General features: G+C 67.7%; 28 protein-coding genes and 1 riboswitch. Of the genes, 6 read left to right on the forward strand and 22 right to left on the reverse strand.

The window, feature by feature from the left end:
- Positions 1-60 precede the first annotated feature (60 nt).
- The 10 genes from NRG74_RS10030 to cobO are packed head-to-tail and all read right to left on the reverse strand — an operon-like array spanning position 61 to position 8,813.
- Positions 61-792 carry an adenosylcobinamide-GDP ribazoletransferase gene (locus NRG74_RS10030; protein ID WP_017638858.1) on the reverse strand — a complete coding sequence of 244 codons (732 nt, stop codon included), beginning with the start codon at positions 790-792 and terminating at the stop codon, positions 61-63.
- Positions 792-1,343, reverse strand: a complete 552-nt coding sequence (locus tag NRG74_RS10035) for a histidine phosphatase family protein (protein WP_257706419.1) — start codon at positions 1,341-1,343, stop codon at positions 792-794. Before NRG74_RS10035 ends, NRG74_RS10030 begins: the two co-directional genes overlap by 1 nt.
- The gene (cobT, locus tag NRG74_RS10040; RefSeq protein ID WP_017638860.1) at positions 1,336-2,394 is read right to left on the reverse strand and encodes a nicotinate-nucleotide--dimethylbenzimidazole phosphoribosyltransferase; all 1,059 of its coding nucleotides are present in this window, start codon (positions 2,392-2,394) and stop codon (positions 1,336-1,338) included. Before cobT ends, NRG74_RS10035 begins: the two co-directional genes overlap by 8 nt.
- On the reverse strand, positions 2,391-2,912 hold the full coding sequence (gene cobU / locus NRG74_RS10045; protein WP_017638861.1) for a bifunctional adenosylcobinamide kinase/adenosylcobinamide-phosphate guanylyltransferase: 522 nt from the start codon (positions 2,910-2,912) through the stop codon (positions 2,391-2,393). Before cobU ends, cobT begins: the two co-directional genes overlap by 4 nt.
- Complete coding sequence (locus tag NRG74_RS10050; RefSeq protein ID WP_257706420.1) at positions 2,913-4,364, reverse strand: cobyric acid synthase; 1,452 nt, start codon at positions 4,362-4,364, stop codon at positions 2,913-2,915.
- Positions 4,361-5,350 (reverse strand): threonine-phosphate decarboxylase CobD, encoded by a 990-nt coding sequence (gene cobD / locus NRG74_RS10055; protein WP_257706421.1) that lies wholly within the window; start codon positions 5,348-5,350, stop codon positions 4,361-4,363. The genes NRG74_RS10050 and cobD overlap by 4 nt, the downstream gene beginning before the upstream one ends.
- Complete coding sequence (gene cbiB / locus NRG74_RS10060) at positions 5,343-6,251, reverse strand: adenosylcobinamide-phosphate synthase CbiB (RefSeq protein ID WP_257706422.1); 909 nt, start codon at positions 6,249-6,251, stop codon at positions 5,343-5,345. Before cbiB ends, cobD begins: the two co-directional genes overlap by 8 nt.
- Positions 6,248-6,898: a 5,6-dimethylbenzimidazole synthase gene (gene bluB / locus NRG74_RS10065; protein WP_257706423.1), complete on the reverse strand. Its 651-nt coding sequence runs from the start codon at positions 6,896-6,898 to the stop codon at positions 6,248-6,250. The genes cbiB and bluB overlap by 4 nt, the downstream gene beginning before the upstream one ends.
- Positions 6,895-8,193 carry a cobyrinate a,c-diamide synthase gene (locus NRG74_RS10070; protein WP_257706424.1) on the reverse strand — a complete coding sequence of 433 codons (1,299 nt, stop codon included), beginning with the start codon at positions 8,191-8,193 and terminating at the stop codon, positions 6,895-6,897. The genes bluB and NRG74_RS10070 overlap by 4 nt, the downstream gene beginning before the upstream one ends.
- On the reverse strand, positions 8,187-8,813 hold the full coding sequence (gene cobO, locus NRG74_RS10075; RefSeq protein ID WP_064306628.1) for a cob(I)yrinic acid a,c-diamide adenosyltransferase: 627 nt from the start codon (positions 8,811-8,813) through the stop codon (positions 8,187-8,189). Before cobO ends, NRG74_RS10070 begins: the two co-directional genes overlap by 7 nt.
- Before the next feature lie 97 nt (positions 8,814-8,910).
- Positions 8,911-9,107: riboswitch (cobalamin riboswitch) on the reverse strand.
- A gap of 95 nt (positions 9,108-9,202) precedes the next feature.
- Here cobO and NRG74_RS10080 point away from each other — a divergent pair.
- Entirely contained in the window at positions 9,203-9,532 is a 330-nt protein-coding gene (locus NRG74_RS10080) for a four-helix bundle copper-binding protein (RefSeq protein ID WP_064306629.1), read from the forward strand.
- 5 nt (positions 9,533-9,537) lie between these two features.
- On the opposite strand, the gene NRG74_RS10085 is transcribed toward NRG74_RS10080, so the two are convergent.
- The 3 genes from NRG74_RS10085 to NRG74_RS10095 all read right to left on the reverse strand — a co-directional run bounded on the left by NRG74_RS10085 (position 9,538) and on the right by NRG74_RS10095 (position 12,832).
- Positions 9,538-10,737 (reverse strand): mandelate racemase/muconate lactonizing enzyme family protein, encoded by a 1,200-nt coding sequence (locus tag NRG74_RS10085; RefSeq protein ID WP_257706425.1) that lies wholly within the window; start codon positions 10,735-10,737, stop codon positions 9,538-9,540.
- Between the two features lie 10 nt (positions 10,738-10,747).
- Positions 10,748-11,725 carry a 2-hydroxyacid dehydrogenase gene (locus tag NRG74_RS10090; RefSeq protein WP_257706426.1) on the reverse strand — a complete coding sequence of 326 codons (978 nt, stop codon included), beginning with the start codon at positions 11,723-11,725 and terminating at the stop codon, positions 10,748-10,750.
- Positions 11,726-11,815: 90 nt separating this feature from the next.
- The gene (locus tag NRG74_RS10095) at positions 11,816-12,832 is read right to left on the reverse strand and encodes a LacI family DNA-binding transcriptional regulator (protein WP_257706427.1); all 1,017 of its coding nucleotides are present in this window, start codon (positions 12,830-12,832) and stop codon (positions 11,816-11,818) included.
- Between the two features lie 132 nt (positions 12,833-12,964).
- Here NRG74_RS10095 and NRG74_RS10100 point away from each other — a divergent pair, with 132 nt between their 5' ends.
- From NRG74_RS10100 to NRG74_RS10110, 3 genes are all read left to right on the forward strand, one after another.
- The gene (locus NRG74_RS10100; protein WP_007159230.1) at positions 12,965-13,333 is read left to right on the forward strand and encodes a YggL family protein; all 369 of its coding nucleotides are present in this window, start codon (positions 12,965-12,967) and stop codon (positions 13,331-13,333) included.
- Positions 13,334-13,545: 212 nt separating this feature from the next.
- Entirely contained in the window at positions 13,546-14,379 is an 834-nt protein-coding gene (locus NRG74_RS10105) for a metallophosphoesterase family protein (protein ID WP_257706428.1), read from the forward strand.
- Positions 14,380-14,510: 131 nt separating this feature from the next.
- Complete coding sequence (locus NRG74_RS10110; RefSeq protein ID WP_017638873.1) at positions 14,511-15,128, forward strand: DedA family protein; 618 nt, start codon at positions 14,511-14,513, stop codon at positions 15,126-15,128.
- On the opposite strand, the gene NRG74_RS10115 is transcribed toward NRG74_RS10110, so the two are convergent.
- From NRG74_RS10115 to ttcA, 9 genes are all read right to left on the reverse strand, one after another.
- Positions 15,125-17,371 (reverse strand): xanthine dehydrogenase family protein molybdopterin-binding subunit, encoded by a 2,247-nt coding sequence (locus NRG74_RS10115; protein WP_257706429.1) that lies wholly within the window; start codon positions 17,369-17,371, stop codon positions 15,125-15,127. The two genes, NRG74_RS10110 and NRG74_RS10115, sit on opposite strands and share 4 nt — an antisense overlap.
- Positions 17,368-17,790 carry a (2Fe-2S)-binding protein gene (locus NRG74_RS10120; protein WP_257706581.1) on the reverse strand — a complete coding sequence of 141 codons (423 nt, stop codon included), beginning with the start codon at positions 17,788-17,790 and terminating at the stop codon, positions 17,368-17,370. Before NRG74_RS10120 ends, NRG74_RS10115 begins: the two co-directional genes overlap by 4 nt.
- A gap of 62 nt (positions 17,791-17,852) precedes the next feature.
- Entirely contained in the window at positions 17,853-19,079 is a 1,227-nt protein-coding gene (locus NRG74_RS10125; protein ID WP_257706430.1) for a c-type cytochrome, read from the reverse strand.
- 281 nt (positions 19,080-19,360) lie between these two features.
- On the reverse strand, positions 19,361-19,681 hold the full coding sequence (locus NRG74_RS10130) for a hypothetical protein (protein WP_007159236.1): 321 nt from the start codon (positions 19,679-19,681) through the stop codon (positions 19,361-19,363).
- A 54-nt stretch (positions 19,682-19,735) separates the two neighbouring features.
- Complete coding sequence (locus NRG74_RS10135) at positions 19,736-20,272, reverse strand: C40 family peptidase (protein ID WP_257706431.1); 537 nt, start codon at positions 20,270-20,272, stop codon at positions 19,736-19,738.
- 96 nt (positions 20,273-20,368) lie between these two features.
- Positions 20,369-21,007, reverse strand: coding sequence for a C40 family peptidase (locus NRG74_RS10140; RefSeq protein ID WP_017638878.1), 639 nt, complete (start codon positions 21,005-21,007; stop codon positions 20,369-20,371).
- Between the two features lie 96 nt (positions 21,008-21,103).
- On the reverse strand, positions 21,104-21,868 hold the full coding sequence (locus NRG74_RS10145) for an SIR2 family NAD-dependent protein deacylase (protein WP_257706432.1): 765 nt from the start codon (positions 21,866-21,868) through the stop codon (positions 21,104-21,106).
- Positions 21,865-22,536 carry a DNA-3-methyladenine glycosylase I gene (locus NRG74_RS10150; RefSeq protein WP_017638880.1) on the reverse strand — a complete coding sequence of 224 codons (672 nt, stop codon included), beginning with the start codon at positions 22,534-22,536 and terminating at the stop codon, positions 21,865-21,867. Before NRG74_RS10150 ends, NRG74_RS10145 begins: the two co-directional genes overlap by 4 nt.
- A complete protein-coding gene (gene ttcA, locus NRG74_RS10155) occupies positions 22,536-23,360 on the reverse strand; it encodes a tRNA 2-thiocytidine(32) synthetase TtcA (protein ID WP_007159241.1) in 825 nt (274 codons plus the stop codon). The genes NRG74_RS10150 and ttcA overlap by 1 nt, the downstream gene beginning before the upstream one ends.
- A 97-nt stretch (positions 23,361-23,457) precedes the next feature.
- Between ttcA and NRG74_RS10160 the strand changes: the two genes are divergently transcribed.
- Both NRG74_RS10160 and NRG74_RS10165 read left to right on the forward strand, forming a co-directional pair.
- A complete protein-coding gene (locus tag NRG74_RS10160) occupies positions 23,458-24,078 on the forward strand; it encodes a DNA-J related domain-containing protein (RefSeq protein ID WP_257706433.1) in 621 nt (206 codons plus the stop codon).
- Between the two features lie 25 nt (positions 24,079-24,103).
- On the forward strand, positions 24,104-24,598 hold the full coding sequence (locus tag NRG74_RS10165; RefSeq protein ID WP_257706434.1) for a SprT family zinc-dependent metalloprotease: 495 nt from the start codon (positions 24,104-24,106) through the stop codon (positions 24,596-24,598).
- The last annotated feature ends 42 nt before the right edge of the window (positions 24,599-24,640 follow it).

Consider the following 24,640-nt stretch of genomic DNA (forward strand, 5'->3'; position numbering starts at 1 on the left):
CAGGGTCGTTCAAGGACGGAGATCGCAAAATCCCGGGTATCTCACGCTTGGGTCGATTTTTCAGCCCAGCGACAGGGCCAGCGCGACCAGCACCCCGCTCTCGGCGAGCTCCAGCAGCGCTCCGGCGGTATCGCCGGTGGTGCCGCCGAGACGCTGGCGCAGGGCACGACGCACCAGCAGCGCGACCATGGCGGTCACCAGCAGCGCGGTCACGCCCTGGGGTAGCAGGACCATACCAATGGCCCCCAGCAGCAGCACTCCCTTGAGCGCAGTCCGCGGCAGGTGGCGACTGAGCAGATCGCCGAGGCCACCGGGGCGCACATAGGGCGTGGTCAGCAACAGCCAGGGCAGCGCCAGGCGACCGGCCAGCGGCGCCAGCCACAGGCCAGCCGGCGCATGCGGTAGCAGGACGACCAGGGCGCTCCACTTGAGCAGCAGGGTCAACAGCAGCGCCAGCACGCCCATGGGGCCGCAGGCCGGATCCTTCATGATGGCCAGGGTCCGCTCGCGATCGCCAAAGCCGCCGATCCAGGCATCTACCGTGTCGGCCAGGCCATCCAGGTGCAGGCCGCCGGTGAGGATCACCCAGCCGGCCAGCACCAGCGCCGCCTGCAGGAAGACGCCGCCCGCCGCGCTCAACCAGGCGATCAGGCTCAGGAGCGCGCCCAGCAGCAAGCCCACTGCGGGATACCAGAGCACCGAGCGGCCGACGGCCTCGGCGGGCGGCAGGCCGGGCAGCCGGATCGGCAGTCGCGTGAGAAACTGCACGGCGATCAGCAGCGGCAGTGGCATCAGCTCTCCTCCAGCGCCAGTGGCTGCAGGGTCGCATAGGGCGCCTCGACCTGCAGCAGGTCCTTGGCCGCCAGACCGCGCTGGCGAGCCAGCAACAGGCGGATGACGCCGCCGTGGGTGACGAGCAGGCTGCGCCGCCCGTGCAGGCGTGGACGCCAGCGCGCCACCGCTCCCAGCACTCGTTCGGCGAAGGCGGCCACGGGTTCACCGCCAGGGGGGGTATAGGCATAGGGATCGGCCCAGAATAGCCCCAGGGCCTCGGCCTGGTCCTGCATGAGCTCCGCGGCGCTGTGGCCTTCCCAGGCGCCGAAATCCAGTTCGCGCAGATCCGCCTCCACCATCAGTTCGGCGCCCTGCTCCGCCGCCAGCCACTCGGCGAAGCGCGCGCAGCGTTGCTGCGGCGACGTCAGGATGAGTTCGAACGGTGGCTGCGCGGCAACGGCGGCGCGCATTTGCTTCCACCCCCGTTCCGACAGGGGCGGATCGAGGCGTCCACGAAAGCCTTCGGGGCCCTCGGTGACGCCATGGCGCAGCAGCGAGCAATCAGTCATGGGCGCGGCTGGAGACACTGGCTTCGGCGAAGGTCGCCATCTCGCTGTGCAGGCGGCAGGACAGTTGCAGCAGCGGTACGGCCAGAGCCGCACCGCTGCCTTCGCCGAGGCGCAGGCCGAGATCCAGCAGGGGTTCGCCGCCCAGGGCCAGCAACACCGCCGCATGACCGGGCTCGGCGCCGCAATGGGCGAACAGTAGCCAGTCGCGGGTGTCGGGTTGCAGGTGCTGGGCACAGAGCGCGGCCACCGAGCAGATGAAGCCGTCCACCAGGGTCGGCAGGCCCTGCTGGGCGCAGGCCAGGTAAGCGCCGGTCAGGGCGGCCAGCTCGAAACCGCCCAGGCGGCGCAAGAGTTCATAGGGATCCTGCAGGGTATCGCCATGGCGCAACAGGGCGCGCTGGATGACCGCCACCTTGCGCGCCACGCCATCGGCGTCCAGCCCGGTCCCGGGTCCGGCCAGGGCCAGCGGCGAGGTATCGAGTAGCACGCTGGCCAGGGCGCTGGCGGCGGTGGTGTTGCCGATGCCCATCTCGCCACCGATGAAGAGGTCGGCGCCCCCGGCGCAGGCACGCAGGACGGCGTCGCGACCGGCCTGCAGCGCGGCCTGGCACTGGTCATGGGTCATGGCCGGGGTCAGGGTGAAGTTGGCTGTACCGCGTCCGAGCGGCAGGTCGATGACGCCGGGCAAGGCTTCCAGGGGCGTGACGGTGCCCAGGTTGATGACTTCCAGGGCCGCGTCCAACTGCCGGGCGAGCACGCTGATGGCCGCGCCGCCGCGCACGAAGTTGCGCACCATCTCGGCGGTCACGGACTGCGGATAGGCCGAGACGCCCTCCTCCACCACCCCGTGATCACCGGCGAAGACGGCGATGGCGGTGCGCTGCAGCAGCGGCCGGGGCGTACCCTGCAGGGCGGCCAGCTGGATGGCCAGCACCTCCAGATCGCCGAGCGAACCGCTCGGCTTGGTCAATACCGTCTGCCGCTGGCGTGCGGCTTCGGCCGCAGCGGTATCGGGTTGGCGGCAGGGTCCTTGCCACCAGGGCATGCTCATAGCGGGGTTCCTTTGAGGGTCAGGGGGAGACCGGCGACGGTCAGCACCACGCGCTCGCAGCGCGCGGCCAGGGCCTGGTGCAATTCGCCGGCGGCATCGACATAGCGCCGGGTCAGCTCGCCCAGGGGGACGACGCCCAGCCCGGTCTCGTTGCTGACGAAGATCAGGCGACCAGGCAACTGTGGCAAGGCGTCGAGCAGCTGGGTGCAGGCTTGCTCAAGGCGTCGAGGATCGTCGAGCAAGAGCAGATTGGTCAGCCAGAGGGTCAGGCAATCCACCAGCAGGCAGGCATCCGGCGCCGCCAGAGCCTGCAGGCGTTCGGCCAGCGCCAGAGGTTCTTCCACCAGCGCCCAGTGCGCCGGCCGGCGGGCGGCATGACGTTCGATGCGCCGCGCCAGTTCGGCGTCGCTGCCCCCAGCGGTGGCGATATAGGTGACGGCAAGGCCGGACTCGGCGGCCAGGCGCTCGGCCAGGGCGCTCTTGCCGGAGCGAGCGCCACCGAGGATGAATTCGCGCATCTAGAGCTCGCAGAGGGCGCGCAGGCGCCCGGTGTCCAAATGATGCTCGACCAGATCGGCCAGGCGCTCCAGATCCCGTTCGCGCAGAGCGTGGTAGTCCAGTTGCTGGGGTTCGGCGAGACCCGCCCAGCGCAGCAGGGCAACGCTGGCGGCGGGCGACTCGAACAGGCCGTGCAGGTAGGTGCCCAGCACCTGGCCGTCGTCGCTGAGGCTGCCATCGACGCGACCATCGGCGAAGCGCAGCACAGGACGCGCCAGCGCCGCGCCCTGGCTGACACCGGCATGAATCTCATAGCCCGCGACCTCGGCCGCGCCGTCGCACAGCCAGCCGTGCACGTTGCGCAGCTGCTTTTCCGCCGCCAGTTCGGTGGTCATGGCCAAGAGGCCCAGACCGGCGCTGTCGCCGGGCGTGCCCTCCAGGCCGAGGGGATCGGCGATCCGCTCGCCGAGCATCTGGAAGCCGCCGCAGATGCCCAGCACCCGCCCGCCGTATCTCAGGTGACGGGCGATGGCCTTGTCCCAGCCCTGGGCGCGGAGGAAGGCGAGATCGCTACGCACGCTCTTGGAGCCGCCCAGGATGATCAGATCCGCTGCGGGCAGTTCCTCGCCCTGGCGGACGAAGAGCAGCTCCACCTGGGGATGCAGGCGCAAGGGATCGAAGTCGGTGTGATTACTCAGCCGCGGCATCACCGGTACCGCCACCCGCAGCCGCGGACCCTGCTTGGCGACCTGGCCGGTGGCCAGGCGATCCTCGGCTTCCAGGTGCAGGTCGTGCAGATAGGGCAACACGCCGAGCACCGGCTTGCCGGTGCGGGCTTCGAGCCAGTCCAAGCCCGGCTGCAGCAGGGCCAGGTCGCCGCGAAAGCGATTGATGATGAAGCCGGCGACGCGCGCCTGCTCGCTGGGCTCGAGCAGGTCCAGGGTGCCGACCAGATGGGCGAAGACGCCGCCACGGTCGATGTCGGCCACCAGCAGCACCGGGCAGTCCACCGCCTCGGCGAAGCCCATGTTGGCGATGTCGCCCTGGCGCAGGTTGATCTCGGCCGGCGAACCGGCGCCCTCCACTAGTACCACCTGATAGCCCTCGGCCAGTCGGGCATGGGACGCCAGCACCGCCTCCTGGGCTATCGGCTTGTAGGCGTGATAGGCCTTGGCGTCCATGCTGGTGACGGCACGGCCATGGATGATCACCTGGGCACCGACGTCGGTGTTGGGCTTGAGCAGTACTGGATTCATGTCGGTATGGGGCGCCAGGCCACAGGCCTGGGCCTGGACCGCCTGGGCGCGGCCGATCTCGCCGCCATCGGCGGTCACGGCGCTGTTGAGCGCCATGTTCTGCGGCTTGAAGGGCACCACGGCCACGCCCTGGCGATAGAGCCAACGGCACAGGGCGGCCACCAGGGTGCTCTTGCCGGCGTCGGAAGTGGTGCCCTGCACCATCAGCGTACTCATAGGGGGCTCCGGTAACCGGCCAGACCGGCGTCCAGCCGCTGCCAACCCGACTCGTCGCCGGGCAGGCCGACTCTCAGGGCGCCAAGCGCGGGGAACAGGCGGGTCAGGATGGCCTGGCGGGCCAGGTGTTCATGCAGGGCTGCGGCATCGGGACGCCGCAGCAATTGAAACAGGGCACAGCCGCCGCTGGGTGCCAGGGCGTGTCGGCCGAGCAACGCGGCCAGGCGCTCGCCCGCCTGCAGCAGCGCCTCACGCTGACGCTGCTGGCCCTGCTGATCGGCCAGCAATTGCCGGGCGAGATAGCGGCTGGGGCCGTTCACCGTCCAGGGCCCGAGGTGCTCGTCGAGGCGCGCCAAGAGTGCTGGCGCCGCCAGCACGAAGCCCAGGCGCATCCCGGCCAGCCCAAAGAACTTGCCAAAGGAGCGCAGGACGATCAGCCCGGGCAGATCGCTGAAAGGCGCCAGACTCGCCGCCGGAGTGGGATCCATGAAGGCCTCGTCCACCACCAGCCAGGCGCCGCGGCGTTCGAGCCGGGCGTGCCAGTCCAGCAGGCGGGCTGGCGACAGGCGCTGCCCGGTGGGATTATTGGGATTGACCACCACCACCACGTCCAGCTGGTCGAGGTGGGTCGCGATCTGATCTTCGCTCCACTCCAGCACCTCGTGCCCGGCGCGTTGCCAGGCCAGGGCGTGCTCGGCATAGCAGGGTGCCAGCACCGCGACCCGCGCGGGCGGGCGCAGGGTCGGCAGCGCCTGGATGGCCGCCTGGGAGCCGGCCACTGGCAACAGCGCGGCGGCCCGGTAACAGGCACAGGCAGCTTCCACCAGACCATCGTCGGGCTCCGGCAGCCGGGCCCAGGCGCTGGCGGGAATCTCTGGCAGCGGCCAGGCCCAGGGGGCCAGACCGGTGGACAGATCCAGCCAGTCGGTCAGGGGAATGTCGTAGGTGCGCGCCGCGCGCCTCAGGCGACCGCCGTGCTCAAGCAAGCAGCAGCCCTCCCAGGGCGATCAGCAGGGTCCACAGCCAGGCACCGCGCCGCACCAGCTTGAGGGCGCGGGTGATGGCCAGGAAGGTCGGCGCCGGACCGCGACCCAGCACCGGGCGCTCGTGCCATTCGCCATGGTAGCGGGCCGCGCCGCCGAGGCTCACGCCCAGGGCGCCGGCACCGGCCGCCATCACCGGGCCGGCGTTGGGGCTGTCCCACAGCGGCGCCTGGGTGCGCCAGCTTTCGATGGCGCTCCAGAAGCGGCCAAGGCCGGCATAGGTCAGAGCCACCAGGCGCGCGGGAACATAGTTGAGGACGTCGTCCAGGCGCGCCGCGGCCCAGCCGAAACGCTCCAGACGCGGCGTGCGATAGCCCCACATGGCGTCCAGGGTATTGGCCAGGCGATAGAGCACCACGCCTGGCGCACCCAGCAGGGCGAACCAGAACAAGGCGGCGAAGACGGCGTCGCTGCCATTCTCCAGCACCGATTCGGTGGCGGCGCGAGCCACGGCGGTCTCGTCCAGCTCGCCCGTTTCGCGACTGACCAGGTAACCGACGCGGCGACGCGCCTCGGGCAGATTGTTGCGTTGCAGGGCACGCGCTACCGGTTCGGCATGCTCGCCCAGACTGCGCAGTCCCACCGCCAGATATAGCGCAATGGGCTGGATGATCCAGGCCAGCCAGCCGATCTGGCAGAGCAAGGCGGTGAGCAGCACCCAGGGCAGCACGGCCAGGCTCCAGGCCATCACGCCGTGACTGCGCCAACCGCGGCCACCGGGATTGAAACGGGCTTCCAGGCTGTCGGCCAGGCGCCCGAACAGCACCAGGGGGTGGGCGCGGCGGGGTTCGCCGAACAGCAGGTCGAGCAGCATGCCGCTGACGACCGCGAAGGCCAGCATCATGGCTTCTGGCCCCAGCGATTCTCGAAGACCAGCTCCTCCAGCGGCCGCCCCTGGCGCCAGCCCTCCTCTTCCAGCATCGGGCGCGGATAGAAGGCTTCCACCGGTCCCAGGCAGAGGATGGCCGCCGGCTGCGCGCCTTCCGGCATCTCCAGCAGCCTGCGCACGGCTTCCGGTTCGAACAGCGACACCCAGCCCATACCGAGGCCTTCGCAGCGCGCCGCCAGCCAGAGATTCTGGATGGCGCAGGACAGCGAGGCGAGGTCCATTTCCGGCAAGGTGCGGCGACCGAAGACATGGGCGTCGCGGCCGTCCATGAGGGCCGCCACCAGCACCTCGGCGCAATCGAGAATGCCCTGTACCTTGAGCTTCATGAAGTCGTCGCTGCGCTCGCCGAGCGCTTCGGCGGTGGCGCAACGCTCTTCCTCCACCAGCTCGTGCAGGCGCTGGCGCAGGGCTGGATCGCTGATGCGCAGGAAGCGCCAGGGCTGCATCAACCCGACACTGGGGGCCTGGTGCGCAGCACCCAGCAGGCGGGCCAGTTGCTCGGGGGGCACCTCGCCACCGCAGAAGTGGCGCATGTCGCGGCGCTCGGCGATGGCTCGGTAGACGGCGGCTTGTTCGGCGGGGGTATAGGGGGTCGTGGTCACGGCTTGAGCATCGCGGCGGCCGCGGCGGGTGCCGACGGCATATAGAAGTGAATATAGCTGGCGGTGAGGCGACCGTCTCGGTAGACCGCCTCGGCGACCACCTTGCCATTGGGGCACAGCCCGCGCGCCCAGGGCGCCTCGGGCGACTCCAGGGCGGAGTGGTGATAGGTGTGGCCGCGCAAGGTGCCCTGCTCGAATTCCACCGATTGCAGCGCCAGCGCCGTCAGGCGCGCCTGCATCCGCGCGCTGCCGGGCAGCAGCCCGAGCAGGCTGGCGGATTCGCCGGCCTTGTCGGTGAGTTCGTCGAGCAGATAGAGCATGCCGCCGCACTCGGCGAGGATCGGCTTGCCGGCGGCGTGATGGGCGCGGATGGCCGCGCGCATGCCCAGATTGTTGGACAACGTCTGCAGGTGCAGCTCGGGATAGCCGCCGGGCAGATAGAGGCTGTCCACCTCCGGCAGCGTCGGATCAGCGAGCACGGAAAAGAACTGCAGCTCGGCGCCCAGGGCGCGCAGCAAGTCCAGATTGGCCTGGTAGAGAAACGCCAGGGCCGCATCGCGGGCCACGCCAATGCGCACCCCCGCCAGCAGCGGCTCGACCACGGCCGGTTCCGGCGCGGCGAACGCCACCGGCGGCGGCAATTCGATGTCGGAACTGGCGCCCAGGGCATCGGCCGCCATGTCCAGACGGCGATCCAAGTCGGTGACCTCGTCAGCCTGGATCAGCCCCAGGTGACGACTGGGCAACTCGATGCCGGCATCGCGTGGCAGGCTACCGAAGAAGGTCATGCCCGCCGGCAGGCTGCCGCGGATCAACTGGGTCTGCCGCGGACTGCCACTGCGATTGGCCAGCACCCCGGCGAAGGGCAGGCTCGGCCGATAGTGGGCCAGGCCATAGGCCAGGGCACCAAAGGTCTGCGCCAGGCCCGCGGCGTCGATCACTCCCAGCACCGGTACGCCGAAGCGCTCGGCCAGGTCGGCGGCCGAGGGCTGGCCATCGAACAGGCCCATGACGCCCTCGATTAGGATGAGGTCCGCCTCCGCCGCCGCTTCCCACAGCAGGCGCCGGCTCTCGGCCTCGCCGATCATCCACAGATCGAGCTGGTAGACCGGTGCGCCGCTGGCGCGGGCCAGGATCATCGGATCGAGAAAGTCCGGACCGCACTTGAACACCCGCACGCGTCGCCCCTGGCGGGCATGCAGCCGGGCCAGGGCGGCGGTGACGCTGGTCTTGCCCTGCCCGGAGGCCGGAGCGGCGATCAGCAGCGCCGGGCAGTGCCGCGTATCCCCTACCATTCGATGCCCTGCTGAGCGCGCACGCCGGACTGGAAGGCATGCTTGACCAGACTCATGTCGGTCACGGTGTCGGCGGCCTCGATCAGCGCCGGCGGGGCGCCGCGGCCGGTCACCACCACGTGCTGGTGCGCCGGACGTCCAGCCAGATCGGCCAGCACCTGATCGACGTCCAGATAGCCGTGCTTGAAGGCGATGTTGAGTTCATCCAGCAGTACCAGGCCGATGGCTGGATCGCGCAGGAGCTCCACCGCCACCGCCCAGGCGGCGGCAGCCGACTGCAGGTCGCGGGCGCGGTCCTGGGTGTCCCAGGTGAAGCCCTCGCCCATGACGTGGTAACGCACCTCGTCGGGGAAGCGCTTGAAGAAGAGTTGCTCGCCGGTGTCGCGACGGCCCTTGATGAACTGCACCACGCCCACCTGCATGCCATGGCCGAGGGCGCGCGCCGCCATACCGAAGGCGGAGCTGCTCTTGCCCTTGCCGATGCCGGTATGCACCAGCAGCAGGCCACGCTCGTCCTGGGCGTCGGCGATCCGGGCGTCGATCACCGCCTTCTTGCGCACCATGCGCGCGCGGTGGCGTTCGTCGCGCTCGGGGCTGGTCGAATCGGGGGTGTCGGTCATGGGGCGGTTCTCCAGGTGCGGGCGCGGCGGAGAAACGGGCAGAGACGCCACCCGCGCAAGGCAGATGGCGACGCCGCGCGAAGCCCTCCGCATCGCCGAGATGAGCGCAAGCGTGGCCGGTCTCCGGGCTGGTGAGCCGATGCCTGGTGGCATCCGCCGCGCCCCTTCCCGGCCAGGGCCAGTGGGCATCGCGCAGCTACTGCTCAACTACCGTTGCGGGGGCAGCGCCGGCTCGACCGGCTTCCCTGTTTCACCCCGCTCCAGGCGGGGCACCACGTGCAAGGGCGCAGGGTACGGACTAGCCGGGAGAGCGTCAATCAATGGCGCCGCCCGAACTCGGCGTCGAGTGGACGGGTCCACCCTAAGCACCCACCGCCAGGAGCTACCGGATGAACGATGCCACCCTCGCCGCCTGCATCAAGGCCTGCCTCGACTGCGCCGCCGCCTGCGAAACCTGCGCCAGCGCCTGCCTGGGCGAAGCCAATCTGGACATGATGCGCGACTGCGTCCGCCTGGATCGCGATTGCGCCGACGCCTGTCGCCTGGCCGCCACCTTCATGCAGCGCGGCAGCGATCGCGTCGCCGAAGCCTGCGCCCTGTGCCTGGCCACCTGCCGCGCCTGCGCCGCCGAATGCGGCAAGCACAAGGCCGATCACTGCCAGGCCTGCGCCCGGGCCTGTGAAGCCTGCGCCGATGCCTGCGCGGCCATGGCGGCCTGAGCCCCTTACCGCGTTGATACCCGCCCGATCCGGTCCGGCCGCTGACGCAGCGCCGGATGCAGGGCGGTGCCCAGGCCCGGTGCGGTTGGCGGTAGCAGCCAGCCCTGCTCCAGTACCGGTAGCTCGGTGACCAGCTCACGATAGAAGCCCGCCAGATAGGCTCGCACCACTTCCTGAAAGATGGCATTGGCTGAGGCCAACCCCAGATGCAGCGAGGCCATCAGCACCACCGGCCCGGTGCAGTCGTGCGGGGCGATGGGCTTCTGATAGGCCTCGGCCAAGGTGGCGATCTTGCGCGCCTCGCTCAGCCCTCCGCACCAGGACAGGTCCACCATCACATAGTCCAGCGCATCGGCTGCCAGCAGATCGCGGAAGGCGCCGCGCATCGCCAGGGTCTCGCTGCCGCAGACCGGAATGCCGGCCAGCCGCCGGAAATCCGCCAACCCCTGAACGTGATCCATCTTGATCGGATCTTCCGCCCAGAAGATGTTGTAGTCCTTGAGTGCTCGGGCGATCTGCAGGGCGCAGGTTGGATTCCACAAGGAATGGAATTCGCACATCACCTCGATGCCATCGCCGACTGCCTCCCGGATGCGCGCAAAGGGCTCCAGCCCCTGGCGCAGGTCGGTGCTGGACAGATACTGGCCGCCACTGGCCAGGGCAAAGGCATCGAAGGGCCAGATCTTCATGGCGGCAAACCTTTCGTCCACCAGACTCTGGGCCAGTTCACCGGGGTTTTCCACCGCCGCCACCTGATCGTCGTAGCGCCCGGCCACGCGGGCCTCGCCCTTGGCGATCAGCCGGCGCTGCTCGCCACCGGTATTGAAGTTGGGACTGGCGCAGGTGTTATAGGCGCGCATCCGCTCGTGGACCTGGCCACCCAGCAGCTGATGGATGGGCACGCCCATAGCCTGGCCGAACAGGTCCCAGAGGGCGATGTCCAGCGCCGAAGCCGCTCGGGTTTCCACGCCGCTGCCGTTGAAGCCCAGATAGCCACGCAGCAGCGCCCGGCTGTGGGCTTCGATCTGTAGGGGATCGCGACCCAGCAGCAGCGGCGCGCAAAGCGAGTGGATCTGCGCCTCCACCGCTTCGGCGCCGCGAAAGGTCTCACCCAGACCGACCAGGCCGCTGTCGGTGTGGATCTCCACCCAGAGCAGATTGGGCAATTGCGTGAGCCTGGTGGTTTCGATACGAGTGATGCGCATGGCGCCTCCTCTAGCGAGGTCCGCGGACCTGGTTGAGCAGCGTTTCGCCTCGCCGCAGGCGTTCGATGTTGGCGGCGATGAAGGCATAGCGGCGCGCGAACAGCCCATGGGTCCAACCCGAGACATGCGGCGTGCAGACGGCATTGGGCAGTTCTTCGAAGCGATGCCGTGCGGGTGCCACGAGATCGCCTTCGCCATTGGGGTAGCGGTACCAGACGTCCAGGTACGCCTTGGCGATGCGCCGGTCGGCGAGCGCCTGATAGAGGGCGTCTTCTTCCACCACCGCCGCTCGTGCCAGGTTCAGCAGCACGGCCTCCGGCCGCATGGCGGCGAATTGGGCAGCGCCGAAGCAGCCCCGGGTGGTCTCGTCCAGCGGACAGGCCAGCACCACGTAATCGGCCAGGCCCAGGGCCTCGTTCAGCGCCTCGGGCGCAAAGGCGGCATCGGCCCCAGAAGGCACCTGGCCGTCGCGAGCACTACGGGTGATGGCCAGGATGCGCATGCCGAAGGCCCGCGCCCGCTGCGCCACTGCCTGGCCGATCCTGCCAAAGCCCAGGATCGCCAGGGTCCTGCCCTGCAACTCACCGCGCGGCTGGCGCCCCAGATAGGCACTGGTCCAACGCTCGCTGGCGAAGGCCGCCCGGGCATCCCTCAGGCGCACCTCGTGATCCAGCAGGCAGGCCAGGGCGTATTCAGCCATGGGAATCTCGTGCTCGAAGACGTTGCAGACGCGGCAGTCGGCTGCCAGCACCCCGAAATCGATGCCATCGAGACCAGCGCCAGGTACCTGCAGCAGCCGTACCCTGGGTGCCTGCGTTGAACGCTGCAGACGCATGGCGACCAGGACATCGGCGCCCTCGATTCGCTCGTCCCAGGCGACTGATGCGTGGGCTTCCCGCGGCAAGGTAATAAAGGTGGCCGGGCCGGTCAGGTCCCTGGCGAGCGTCTCCTGGTGCGTGGCGGCTTCGCCAATCATCACGATCTTCATCCGGCTCCTCCCCTGCTGAGCGAAAATGGTACCGCTACCATTTTTGTTACCCTAGCGCCCAGGAAGTCGTCTGACAACCGCCGCCTGTCCTTAGGCGCTAGCGCGCTCGACCCACTCGACACCCAGGTCGCGCTGCTGCGGCTCTCCATCACTACCCGCCAGACGGGCCAGTAACAGTTCCGCTGCCGTGTGCCCCAAGGCCGTGGCATCCACCCGTATCGTGGTCAAGGCAGGCAGGGTATGGGCCGCGAAAGCCATATCGCCGAAACCGATCACCGCCACGTCGCCGGGCACCGCCAGCCCCTGCGCCAGGGCCTCGGTCAGCACGCCATGGGCCAGGGTGTCGGAGGTGCAGACCACCAGCAGCGGCCGCACCTTGGTTTGGGCGAGCAGCTGGCACAGGGCCTGGCGCCCCTGCTCCAGGCTGGGCAGTCCGGTGAATAGCGCCGGCGCCGTCTCGGCGATGCCGAGGGTGGCCAGAGCCTGACTCAATGACAGACGTCGCCGGGTACCGCGGGGATCGTCCACCGCCACCTGGGCGACCTGGGCATAACCGCCAGCGTTCGCCCGCTTGGCCAGCAGGGCACCCACTGCCTCGTGGTGAAACCCTACCGCCTGATCGATGGGCTCAGCGCTGAGATCCCAGGTTTCCACCACCGGCACGCCCGCCGCCTGGAGCCGGGCACGGCTGGCCGGCGTGTGATCAACGCCGGTCAGGATCAGGCCATCCGGCCGCCGACTGAGAATGGTCGCCAGCAGCGCCTCTTCATGCCTGGGATCGTGGCCAGTGACGCCCAGCAACACCTGATACCCGGCCTGGGCCAGTCGCTCGGCCACCGCCTGGTAGCTGTCGGCGAACAGCGGATTGGTCAGCATGGGCACCAGCACCGCCACCAGCCGACTGCGATTGGAGGCCAAGGCCCCAGCCACCAGGTTGGGCATGTAGCCGCTTGCTGCTATGGCGGTCAGTACCCGCTCACGGGTGGCCGCCTTGACGCTTGCGGGCGCGTTCACTACCCGCGAGACCGTGATCGGCGCGACGCCGGCCAGGCTGGCCACGTCGCGGATGGTCACGCTACCGGAGCGGCTTCTCGTCTTGCCCGTCATCCTTCCACCCCTGCGCGCTCTGGTCGCAGCCAAAACCACCATGCTAACCGGCCCTCCTGGCGGCCACCATTGGCATTACCCGTCGACGCCAGGGATAATGCCCGCCCTTTCATCGATATCCAGGCCTTCGCCATGACCGATACCAACCAAGATCCCCGTTTGAGCCGCATGAAGCGTCGCCTGCGCAAGAAGCAGTACCTGGGTGAATTCCAGGAACTGGCCTTCGAAATCAAGGTGAGCTTCAAGAACGAACTCAGCGAAGACGACCTGGACACCTTCCTCGGCGACTTCATCGACTACGTCGAAGAGCGCAAGCTGGACTACATCGGTGGCTTCGACAACGCCTGGGTCGAAGGCACCATCATGGCCAACAAGCGCTACACCTCGCCCACCGCGGAAGACCGTACCGCTCTGCTGGACTGGCTCAAGGCCCGCGCCGAAGTTGGCGAAGCCAATGCCTCCGAGCTGCATGACGCCTGGCACCACGACGGCGAAGTCTAAGAGACTGTTCGAAGGCGGCTGCGTGTCGGCCAAACGGCGTTGAAAATGGCTTCGGGATGCTCGTTTACCACTCGTAAACGCTGCTTCCTCAGCCATTTTTGCCTTGTTTGGCTCTAGCTCACGAGCCTTGGAACAGCCTCTGGGCAACCCTCGTCGGATAGCTTGGCGCCCGTTGCGGTCGTAAAGGGGAATCCGTTGGAAACCAGGTCCTCATGACGACCCTTCTGCAAATCTCCGATACCCACTTCGGCACCGAGCAACCTGCTGTGGTCGCGGCCCTGGAAGCCCATGTCCGCGAACACGGCGCCGATGTCCTCATCCTTTCCGGGGACATCACCCAGCGCGCCCGGCGCGAGCAATTCGCTGCCGCAAAGACCTTCGTCGAACGCCTGGAAAGCTACGGTATCCCGCGTACCCTGGTGATCCCAGGCAATCACGACCTGCCGTTGTACAACCTCCTCACCCGTTTCCTGATGCCCTATGGCAACTACCGCCGCCATTTCGGTCAGGATTTGGAACCCAGTTTCGAGAACGACGAGCTGCTGCTGGTCGGGCTCAACACCACGGCCCCGCAACGCCACAAGGATGGCGCGGTGAGTGCCGAGCAGATCGAGCGGGTGGCCGAACGCCTGCGCCGCGCCGGTCCCGGCAAGCTGCGCATCGTCATCGCCCACCAGCCCTTCGGCGCCCTCGAACTCAGTGACCTGAGCAATCTGCAGCACAACGCCGATCACGCCCTGGCCACCTGGGCCGATGCCGGCCTGGATCTGGTGATGGGGGGGCATATCCACCTGCCCTATGTGCTGCCCTTGAGTCGCCAGTACCCCACCCTGCCCCGCGAGGTCTGGATCGTTCAGGCCGGCACCGCGCTTTCTTCGCGCGTGCGGGGCACCTCGCCCAACTCCTTCAACCGCCTGTTGATCGGTGAAGGCGCGGAAAAGACCGTGGACGTGGAGCGCTGGGATTTCCAGGGCGATCGTTTCGTGGTCGGCGAGCGTCACGAACTGCGCTGGCATGCCGCCCAGGATGCCCTGGCGGAGACCTGAGGCGTCCACGCGGAGCGCCGATGCGCGCTCCTGCGCACTTCCAGCCAAGGAAATTGATTCAAGCTGTTGAAACGGCGGACAGACTGCGGGTGCCGCGTAGTCTTAGGACTTTTCGGCAAGAGTAGCCTCCCATGGAATCCCTGACGCAATCGCTGCTTGGCTTTATCGAAACCCACCAGGCCTGGGCGCCGCTGATCGTCGGCCTGCTCGCCTTCGGCGAATCCCTGGTGCTGCTGGGCGTCTTCATTCCGGCCACGGCGCTGATGCTGGTAGTCGGTGGCCTTGCCGGCTCCGGAGTCCTCGCGCCCGTGCCGCTGGTGCTGGCTGCCATCGTTGGCGCCATCCTCGGCGACATCTGCTCCTACATCATCGGCCGCTGGCTCGGTCCCAGCATCGTTCACCGCCCGCCCTTTCGCCGCTATCGCAAGCAGGTGGCCAAGACCCGGCTGTTCTTCCGCCGCTATGGCTTCTTCGCCGTGTTCGGCGGGCGTTTCCTGACCATGATCCGCAACACCGTCCCCCTGGTGGCCGGGATGATGGCGATGAACCAACTGCGCTTCCAGTCGGCCAACGTGTTGTCGGCCATCGTCTGGGCGCCGCTGATGATGGGCCCGGGCTACCTCGCGGCCAAGGGCGCCAACCATTTCAGTTTTGCCGGCAACGAACCCCTCTGGATCGGTGCGGGGGTCGTCGCCTTGCTGGGCGCCGGCGCCGTGCTGTTCTTCAAGCAGCGGCTGAAACGCGCCTAACGCCGGGCGGCCAGCGCCTCGCGCAGGCGCTCACGATTCAGCGGCACCTCGCGCAGCCGCAGACCGGTCGCCGCCGCCACGGCGTTGGCGATGGCCGCGGGGATGGCGGCAGTGGAGGCCTCCCCGGCACCCACCGCCGGCTCCTCGGGCCGATCGATCAGCTCCAGTTCCAGCTCGGGCAATTCATTGAAGGTCAGCGGCGGATAGGCGCCCCACTCCAGACTGGTCACCCCCTGGTGATCGAAGCGCACCGCCTGCTTGAGGGTCCGGGCGATGCCCTGCACCACGCAGCCCTCCAGCTGATTGCGCAAGCCGTCCGGATTGACGATCAGACCGCAGTCGTGGGCCACCACCACCCGCGTGACCCGGATACCCGTGGCCTCGCTCACCGCCACCTCCACCACCGCAGCCACATAGGCGTTCTCGTTTTCGTAGCGCAGGAAGGCCAAACCCTGCCCCTTCACCAACGCGCCGTCCCAGGCCTTTTCGTGCGCGGCGGGCGGTTGCCACCCGGCCTTGGCGGTGGCGGCCTGTAGCACCGCCCGCGCGCGTGGGTCCTGCAGATAGCGCAGGCGGAATTCCAGTGGATCGACACCTGCCGCCAGGGCCAGCTCGTCCATGAAGGATTCATTGGCGAAGGTGTTGCCGACTGCCCCCAGGGCACGCAAGGCCGACGGCCGCAACGGTGAATCCCCGGCTTCCAGCCAATGAGTGGCCACCTGGACATTGAGCAGATCGTAGTCCAGCGGCGCATTGCGATTGCCGCCGCCCCTACCGCCCTTGAGCGGCAGGTTGTAGGCCAGCTGCCCGGCGAGCAGCGCCGCCTTGCCGGTCTGGCCATTGGGTCGGGTCAGATGGGTGGGCGTCCAGTTGGCGAAGCGCCAGGCCAGCAGATCGCCAGTCATACTCAGGCCGCCGGCCAGACGCATCAGCATCGCCGGCCCCTTGGGATTCCAGCCGTGCTCGTCGGCCCGACTCCATTGCACCCGCACCGGACGGCCGCACAACTTGGAGAGCAGTGCCGCATCGGCCGCCGCATCATCGGCGCCGTTGTGGCCATAGCAACCGGACGCCTGCTGATAGATGACATGGATACCGTCTTCCGGCAGCCCCAGCAGGTCCGCCAGTGCCGCCCTGAGCTGATAGACGCCCTGGGTACCGCTCCAGACGGTAGCGCTCTCGGCCCCCACGTCCGCGACTGCGCAGGAGGGACCGATGGAATCGTGATTCTGATAGGGCCAGCGATACTCGGCCTCCAGGCGCTGCGCAGCGCTCGCCAGTTCGCCCGCGACATCGCCGGTCTCCTGCTGGATGTCGGCCGGTCCGGCCTTGGCTTCCAGTCGGGCATAGAGCTCGCCCGGCAGCGGCAGGTCCGGTACCAGGCTCCAGTCCACCCGTAGCGCCGCCGCGCCCTGTCGCGCCAGCCACGCCTGCTCGGCCACCACCGCGACGAAGGCGCCCTCGTAGACCAGTTGAGCGCCAGCCGGCAGTGCGCTGGCATCGATACCGCGAAGGCTCACCCCGGCCAACCGCGCCGAGCCGATGCAGGGCGGCCGCACAACGCAACCGTGCAGCATGCCGGGTAGGCGCAGGTCGTGGACATAGTCGAAATGGCCGAACAGCTTGGCGGGAATGTCCTCGCGTGGCACCGAGGTGCCGACCAGACGGTAATCCTTGACGGCCCGGGTGCGCACGGCCTGGTTGACCAGCCGCCCCAGGGGCCGTCCGCCCACCAGTTCGCCATAGCTGACATAGCGTCCGGTGGGATCGCCGCGATAGACCACGCGGCCGTCCACCGTGTCCACCACGGCCAGATCCAGCCCCAGGCGCCGCGATCCCTCCAGAAACAGGAATTGCCGCGCGCTGGCGGCGGCCTTGCGCAACTGGGCACCGCCTACCTGCAAGCTCTTGCTGCCAGCGGTAATGCCCTGGTCCGGCGTCAGCCGGGTATCGCCCTGGATCAACCGGGTGGCGGCGAAAGACACGCACAGCTCCTCGGCCACGATCTGCCGCAGCGCCGTGCTGACCCCGGTGCCCAGCTCCACCTTGCCGCTGTAGACGGTGACCTGGCCCTGGGCATCCACTGCCAGCCAGGCGTCCAGTTGGCGCTGATCGAGGGTCTTGGCCAAGCTCGCATGGTCAGTCGGGGCTGCTAGCACCTGGGCGGCGAGCGGCCGCTGCAGGCTGAAACCCAGCAGCAGCACTGCGCTGCCGCCGAGAAAGGCACGTCGCGACAGCGTCATGCCGGAGCCTGCCCGTCGCGCAGGAGCACCGCCGCCCGCTTGACCGCCCGCAGGATGCGATAGTGGGTACCGCAGCCACAGAAGTTCGCCGCCAGCGCCTGGCGGATCTGCGCATCGCTGGGATCAGGCACGCGTTCGAGTAGCGCCCGGGCGGTCATCACCATGCCGGGGATGCAATAGCCGCACTGCGCCGCCTGTTCCTCGATGAAGGCCTGCTGCAACGCGTGCGGCACCTCAGGCGTACCCAGACCTTCCAGGGTCAGCACCTCGCGACCGACGAAGGAGGCTGCTGGCAACAGGCAGGCGCGCACCGGCTTGCCATCCGCCAGCACCGTGCAGGCGCCGCACTCACCCAGGCCGCAACCGAATTTCGGTCCCTTGAGGCCCAGTTCATCGCGCAAGGCCTCCAGCAGGGGCATGCGCGGGTCGACGTCGAGCTGTCGCGGCTCGCCGTTGACCTTCAATTCAATGACCGCCACCGCTATTTCTCCGCGTTACGCGCCGCTGCCACATCCTCGGGGCGGATGTCGGCGGCATGACCGCCAAAGCGGCGGCCAATGTAGGTGGCCAGATCGGCGAGCTGCTGATCGCTGAGCAATTCCCGATAGGCTGGCATGAAGGCGTGCTCGCTACGCCCCTGGCGGTCGAGACCGTCGAGCAGGACGCGCACCAGGTTGGCCCCTGTGGGATCGCGCACCGCCGAGTAGTTGCTGAAGGACCGCGGATAGGGACCCGCCGGCCCCTGGTCATCCGGTGCGTGACAGCTGGCGCAAGCGGATTGCAGCAAAGCCGCGCTTTCCGCCTCCGCGGCCGTGAGAGGTCCGGCTTCTCCGGGCGGCTGCACCTCGGCGCGCGCCGGGACCGCTCCGGGGCGCGCCGGCAGGGTTCGCAGATAGGCGATCAGGGCACTGAGATCGGCGTCGTCCAGATGGCGGGTGCCACCACTTACCACCTCCGCCATGGGCCCGGCCGCCACGGCTTCGCCGCGTTGATGGCCTTCGCGCAGATAGCTGGCCAGCTTGGCATCGCTCCAGCCGCCGAGGCCACGCGGATCCGCGGTGAGATTCCAGGCGGTCCAGCCCTGCTGGGTCGCGCCGGCATAGGCCCGGCCGCTGTCGAGCCCCTGACTCCAGGTCCGCGGGGTATGGCATTCCTGGCAGTGCCCCACGGCCTCCGCCAGGTAGGCACCCCGCGCCACCTGCGCATCGGCCGTCGCCGGTAACGGACCTGGCGTGAAGTTGAGCCACTTCCAGCCACGGATCAGCGCGCGCTGGTCGAAGGGAAAGCGCAGCGCATTGGCCGGCAGCGCATAGGGCAGCGGTCGCTGGATCTGCAGGAAGGCGAAGATGGCGGCGACGTCCTCGTCGCTCAACCGGGTAAAGGCGGTATAGGGAAAGGCGGGATAGAGCTGCTCGCCTTCCCGCCCCAGCCCGTCATGCAAGGCGCGGCGAAACTCGTCCACCGTCCAGTCACCCAGCCCGTGCTGGCGATCCGGGGTGATGTTGCTCGAATAGAGACGACCGAAAGGCGTGTCGAAGGCGACCCCGCCAGCGAAGGGCGCGCCATCCGGGCGGGTATGGCAACCCTGGCAGTTGCCCAGGCGCGTCAGATACTCGCCCCGCGCCAGGGTCGCCTCATCGGCGCCGGCCGATGCGACGCTAGACAGGAGCAGCATCCCCGCCAGCAGGGGCAGGGCAAAGGATCTCATCGGCCCTCCTCGTGAGATCGAACCGGACTGGCGGATGTCGCCGCGGCTTCGCCGTCATCCTAATCGTAGCGGCCAACCGCGGTGGCGTTCACCCCTGGAGGTGAGATGCAGACGACAGTTTCGGCCAGCGCGTCAGCGGCGGCCTTTACATTACCGTGCCGGTCCGGCTGCGTTCTGGCGCGGAATTACCGGATCGCTGACAGCCTCCTTTCCTGATTGCCTACCCTCAGGACAGGAAGGACAAAGACAGCAGATCTAAGCAATTATAGGGGTGGTATTATTTATCGCTTGGGCACGAAGCCATCGGGCTTGGCCGCCAGCCAGTCGACGAACTGGCGAATGCGCGCATCGCTGAGCAGCAATTCGCGGCTGTTGTATTCCAGCGCCAGGGTCTTTTCGTCGAAGGTCTGGTGGATATGGTTGTGGCAGGGGCGGCAGACCCAGAGGGTGGCGGTGATCCGGCTAACGCGGTCGAATCTCTTGCGCACGTAGGCCTTGTCGTGCAGCGAGCGAGGGATCAAGTGATGGCGGGTGAGCGGCGCCGCCCGACCGCACAGCTCGCAACGAGCCGGCTGGGGCGGCAGACGTATCGCCTGAGGCATGATGGGCTCCGCACGGGCTGGATGCTCATTCGAGCGGCCCGGGCGGAACGGGGTTCAATAGCCGCCGGCGAGACTCGGCATGACCAGCACCCGCTTGGCCTGCAGGTAGCTGTTCTGCCAGTAGGGCTTGGCCAGGCTGTCCAGGCGTACCGTGCCACCGGTGCGCGGCGCATGGACGAAGCGCCCCTCCCCTACATAGATGCCGGCATGGCTGACCTGACGGCCACCGGCAGTGGCGAAGAAGATCAGATCACCGGGCTGCAGGGCATTGCGCGCCACATTGGGCGAGCCCAGGGTGATCATCTCGCGGGTCGAACGCGGCAGGGTCACCCCAGCCGCATCGCGATAGACGTAGCCGATCAGGCCGCTGCAGTCGAAACCGCCGGCCGGGGTGTTGCCGCCATAGCGATAGGGGGTACCGACCAACCCGATGGCGCGAAACAGCACATCATTGGCGGCTTGGGCTTGGCTTTCCAGCAGGGGACGGGAAACGACCGGGGCGACCGGTGCGGGGGCCTGGGGCGGCCTGCCGGCACAGGCGGCCAGCAGTACAAAGGCGCAATACAATCCGAGGCGAGCCGCATGCGGCATTGGAGACATCCTTAGTTATCCATCGATCACCGTCGGCCTGCCACGCAGCCTCGACGGGTCCTCGAAGCGCACCGGCGAAGATCGCGGCGATACGCTTCAGCGCAATACGCGCTTGCCTTCCAGGAAACTCACCTTCCAGTACTGGTCGTTCAGGCTGTCCACCCGCACCCCGCCGCTCCGGCGACTGGAGGAATGGATGAACTTGCCCTCGCCCATGTAGATACCGGTGTGACTGACCCGGCCACGGCCGTTGCTATTGAACAGCAACAGGTCGCCAGGTTCCAGGTCGTTCTTGCTGACTACCGGTACTTCGAGATCGATGATCTCGCGGGTGGAGCGCGGCAGGGTCATGCCGGCCCGCTCGCGGAACACGTAATTGACGAAACCGCTGCAATCGAAACCGGCCAGGCTACTGCCGCCACGGCGATAAGGCGTGCCCACTAGCTGGGTCGCACGGTCGAGGATCTGGTCCGCCAGATTCGGCAGCGCCTGGCGCGGGCCGACCTCGCGCTCCCAGTCGAGCTGATGCGGCGACTGGGTATGAGGGAAGACCGGACGTTGCTGAGCACCCTCGGCCTCCACAGGCGCGGAGCCGTTGCCAGCGCCACCCAGGCCATGCAGCGAAGCGGTCTGGAACGTCCGGGAGGTAGCGGGCGAATCCTGGGTAATGGTGGTGTCGGGACTTTGCGGCGCACTCGCACAGGCGGCGAGCAGACAGACAAAAGACAGGGGCACGAGGGGTGCGAGGCGGTTCCTTGGCATGGGCACGACCGTGTCGTTTTTTCAAAGTTTCGACACCTTGCCGACCTGGATCACAGATGGCAAGTTTTTTTAGCCCTCGATGTGACTTAAAAGCCGAGGAAGGACGTCTACGGCCCTTTTTTTGAGTTGAACGGTCGCCAAGCCACTCAGCGACGAACGGTCCGGATTGATCTCGATGAGGTCACCACCCTGCACCAGGGTCTGCCCGATCGGCGCCTGGATATAGCCGAAGGCCGCCGTGGTGCCGACGGCGATCACCAGATCGAAGCCCTCCTCCGCTGCATCCTGCAGACGCTGCAGTTCGGTGATCGGCAGGGCTTCCTCGAACAGGACCACGGGTGGCCGCAGGATCCCGCCGCAAGAGTGACAGCGCGGTGGCAACGGACCTGCCAGACAGGCCTGGGCATCCGCTACCGCCTGGCCACACCTCATGCAGGCCAGCGGTTCGAGTTGCCCATGGATCTCGATCAAACGCTCCGCTGGAAATCCCGACTGTCGATGAAAGCCGTCGATGTTCTGGGTCAGCACCCAGCTGCCAGGGTGACGCACGCCGAAAGCGGCAATCGCCCGGTGCGCCGCATTGGGCACCGCCGCGGCGCAGGCCTTTCCGAGTTGAGCCAGGTAGCGCCAGCAGACGTCGGGACGCTGCCGCAACATGCTGCCCGACAGCGCCGCCTCGATGGGAACGCCCTCTTCGGTAAGGCCGTTGTACAGCCCACCCAGGCCACGATAGGTCGGCAAGCCCGAGTCGGCGGACAGCCCTGCCCCGGTGATGAACAGCACCCGACCGGCCCGCGCGAGCAGACCCCGGGCGCGTGCCAGGGCGTCAGTCAATGATTCACCGTCAGAGCCAGCATCACCGACAGCTGGCAGAGCGGACGCCCGCTCTGTTCCTGCCAGAGGTTGAAGGCCTCCTGCATCTTCTGCCGATCGCGCTTGGCGGTGGGCGCCTTGTCGAGGATGTTCTGCGCCTTGAGGGCCGTTACCACGTCGTCGGTCGCCAGGAAGGTGTCCTTGCCGGCCATGCGCAGGAAGCGCTGCGCCGACAGGCCACCCAACTGATTGCCACGCTTGGTCAGCAGCTCCCACAGGCCGACGATGTCCTGCCCCGGCCAATCGGCCAGCAACTGGCCGAAGCTGCCGTGGCTGCGCTGGAAATCGAGCACCATCTGGGCGTTGATGGGCACGCTACGCAGCTTGCCCAGGTGGCGGATCAGCCGCGCATCCTGCATCAACCGCTCCAGGCGTTCGCCGCCCATGAGCACCACCTTCTCCGGATCGAAGCCGAAGAAGACCTCCTCGAAGGCCGGCCACTTGGCATCCACCAGGCTGTGCTTGAGCCCGGCGCGAAAGATGCGGCGAGTCAGCAGCGACAGATAGCGGTCATCGCCCACGGACCTCAGGGTCGCGGCGTCCACCGGTTGCGGCAGCCGCGCCTCCAGGGCCGCGCGGGAGCCGCAGCGGTTGAGAGCGTATTCGAGCAGCCAGGCGTAATCCCGCATCAGAGATTCATCACCTGGACGAAGCGCGGCGTCGCGCTGTCATCGATCTTGAGACTGGCGAAGTCGAACAGCTCGCGATCCGCCAATTGCGACGGCACCACGTTCTGCAGGGCGCGGAACATGATCTCGGTACGCCCCGGCGTCTTGCGCTCCCACTCCAGCAGCATCTCCTTGACCACCTTGCGCTGCAGGTTTTCCTGGGAGCCGCAGAGGTTGCAGGGAATGATGGGGAATTCGCGCAAGACCGCGTAGGCCTCGATGTCCTTTTCGTTGCAATAGGCCAGCGGGCGGATCACCACGTTGCGGCCGTCATCGGCCCGCAGCTTGGGGGGCATGGCCTTGAGCGTGCCGCCATGGAACAAATTGAGGAAGAAGGTTTCTACCATGTCGTCGCGATGATGGCCCAGCGCCATCTTGGTCGCACCGATCTCGTCGGCGAAGGTGTAGAGGATGCCCCGCCGCAGGCGCGAGCACAGCGAACAGGTGGTCTTGCCCTCGGGGATCTTTTCCTTCACCACGGAATAGGTATCACGTTCCAGAATGTGGTACTCGACTCCCAGTTCCTTCAGGTACTGAGGTAAAACGTGCTCAGGAAAGCCCGGCTGCTTCTGGTCGAGGTTGACCGCCACGATCTCGAAGCGAATCGGCGCGACCTTCTGCAGATAGAGCAGCATGTCGAGCAGGGTGTAGCTGTCCTTGCCACCGGACAGGCAGACCATGACCTTGTCGCCGTCCTCGATCATGTTGTAGTCGGCGATGGCTTCGCCGGTAAGACGGCGCAGGCGTTTCTGCAGCTTGTTCTGGTTGACCGAAAGGGTGCCCATGGATGAATCCGCGAAAGGAAAAAACGAAAGGCCGGCATTTTACGCGCAAAGCGTCCGCCGCCCTACCCCGAACGTCAGTCCGCAGCGACCGGCAGCCATGAGCGAGACCCAGGCGCTCATGACGGCGCTCCATCAGGAACTGCTCCGGGCCCAGGCCGGCCTGTCGGAGTACGAGTTGCTGCAGGCCTTGCGCCGGGCGGGGTCGCCCCTGGTGCCCCCGCGCCCCGTGACCGACAACTACGAACTCTTTCGCCTGCACTTTCGCGTCTTCAACGCGCTCTACCGCCTGCGTGACCAACTGCGCGCCGAACAGCGCGCCGAACTCATCATCAGCGCCCTGCGCATCGAACTGCGGCCCTACCTGCGCGCCCGTGCCGGGCTGGTGGTGGCCGATCCGTTGCGCGCCTACTACCTGGATCTCACCCAGCTCGAAACCACCACCCCGGAAGATGTGGCCGATCTGCTCAATCACTTCTGGGCGCTGGTCAATGGCGAGTCGGAACTGCTGGAAGCCCTGCGTCTGCTAGGCCTGGATCGCTCGGCCGACTACGGCCAGATCCGTCGCCGCTATCGCCAGCTCGCCAGCCGTCATCATCCCGATCACGGCGGCAGCACCGGCCGGCTACAAGCCATCAACGCGGCCATGGATACGCTGCGGCGGCACTACGGTCACCAGCCGACCGCGGACGCTAGGGCGCAGGCACGAGCTTCGGCATAATTGCCCGGTTCCCCAGAGGTTGCCCATGCCTGAACCACTCAAAGACCGGGTCGAAGACTGCTATCGCCAGGCCGAGGCCTTCTTCAAACGCCGCTTTCCTCGTCCCGACGTCAGCCTGGCCTTGCGTGGCCAGCGCGCAGGCGTTGCCCATCTCACCGAGAATCGGCTGAGATTCAACAAGCAGCTCTATCAGGAAAATACCGTCCACTTTCTCGAACAGACCGTCGCTCACGAGGTGGCGCATCTGGTGGCGCATCAGTTGTTCGGTGGCCGTATCAGGCCCCATGGCGAGGAGTGGCAGCTGATCATGCGGGGCGTCTATGGCTTGCCGCCGGATCGCTGCCATACCTATGAGCTGCCACAGCGCGCCCGAACGCTCTATCTATATCGCTGCAATTGCCTGGATGGTCGCTTCGAGTTCACCGCCCAGCGGCACGCCCTGGTACGCAAGGGACGGCGCTATCTGTGCCGACGCTGCCATGGACCGCTGGCCTTCACCGACGAAGTGATCAGCGGCTGAGCCTGCCGGACCCGTTCCGGGTACCGGCGGGCAGGGAAAGCA

The organism is Pseudomonas oryzihabitans (assembly GCF_024652905.1).
GTDB lineage: Bacteria > Pseudomonadota > Gammaproteobacteria > Pseudomonadales > Pseudomonadaceae > Chryseomonas > Chryseomonas benzopyrenica.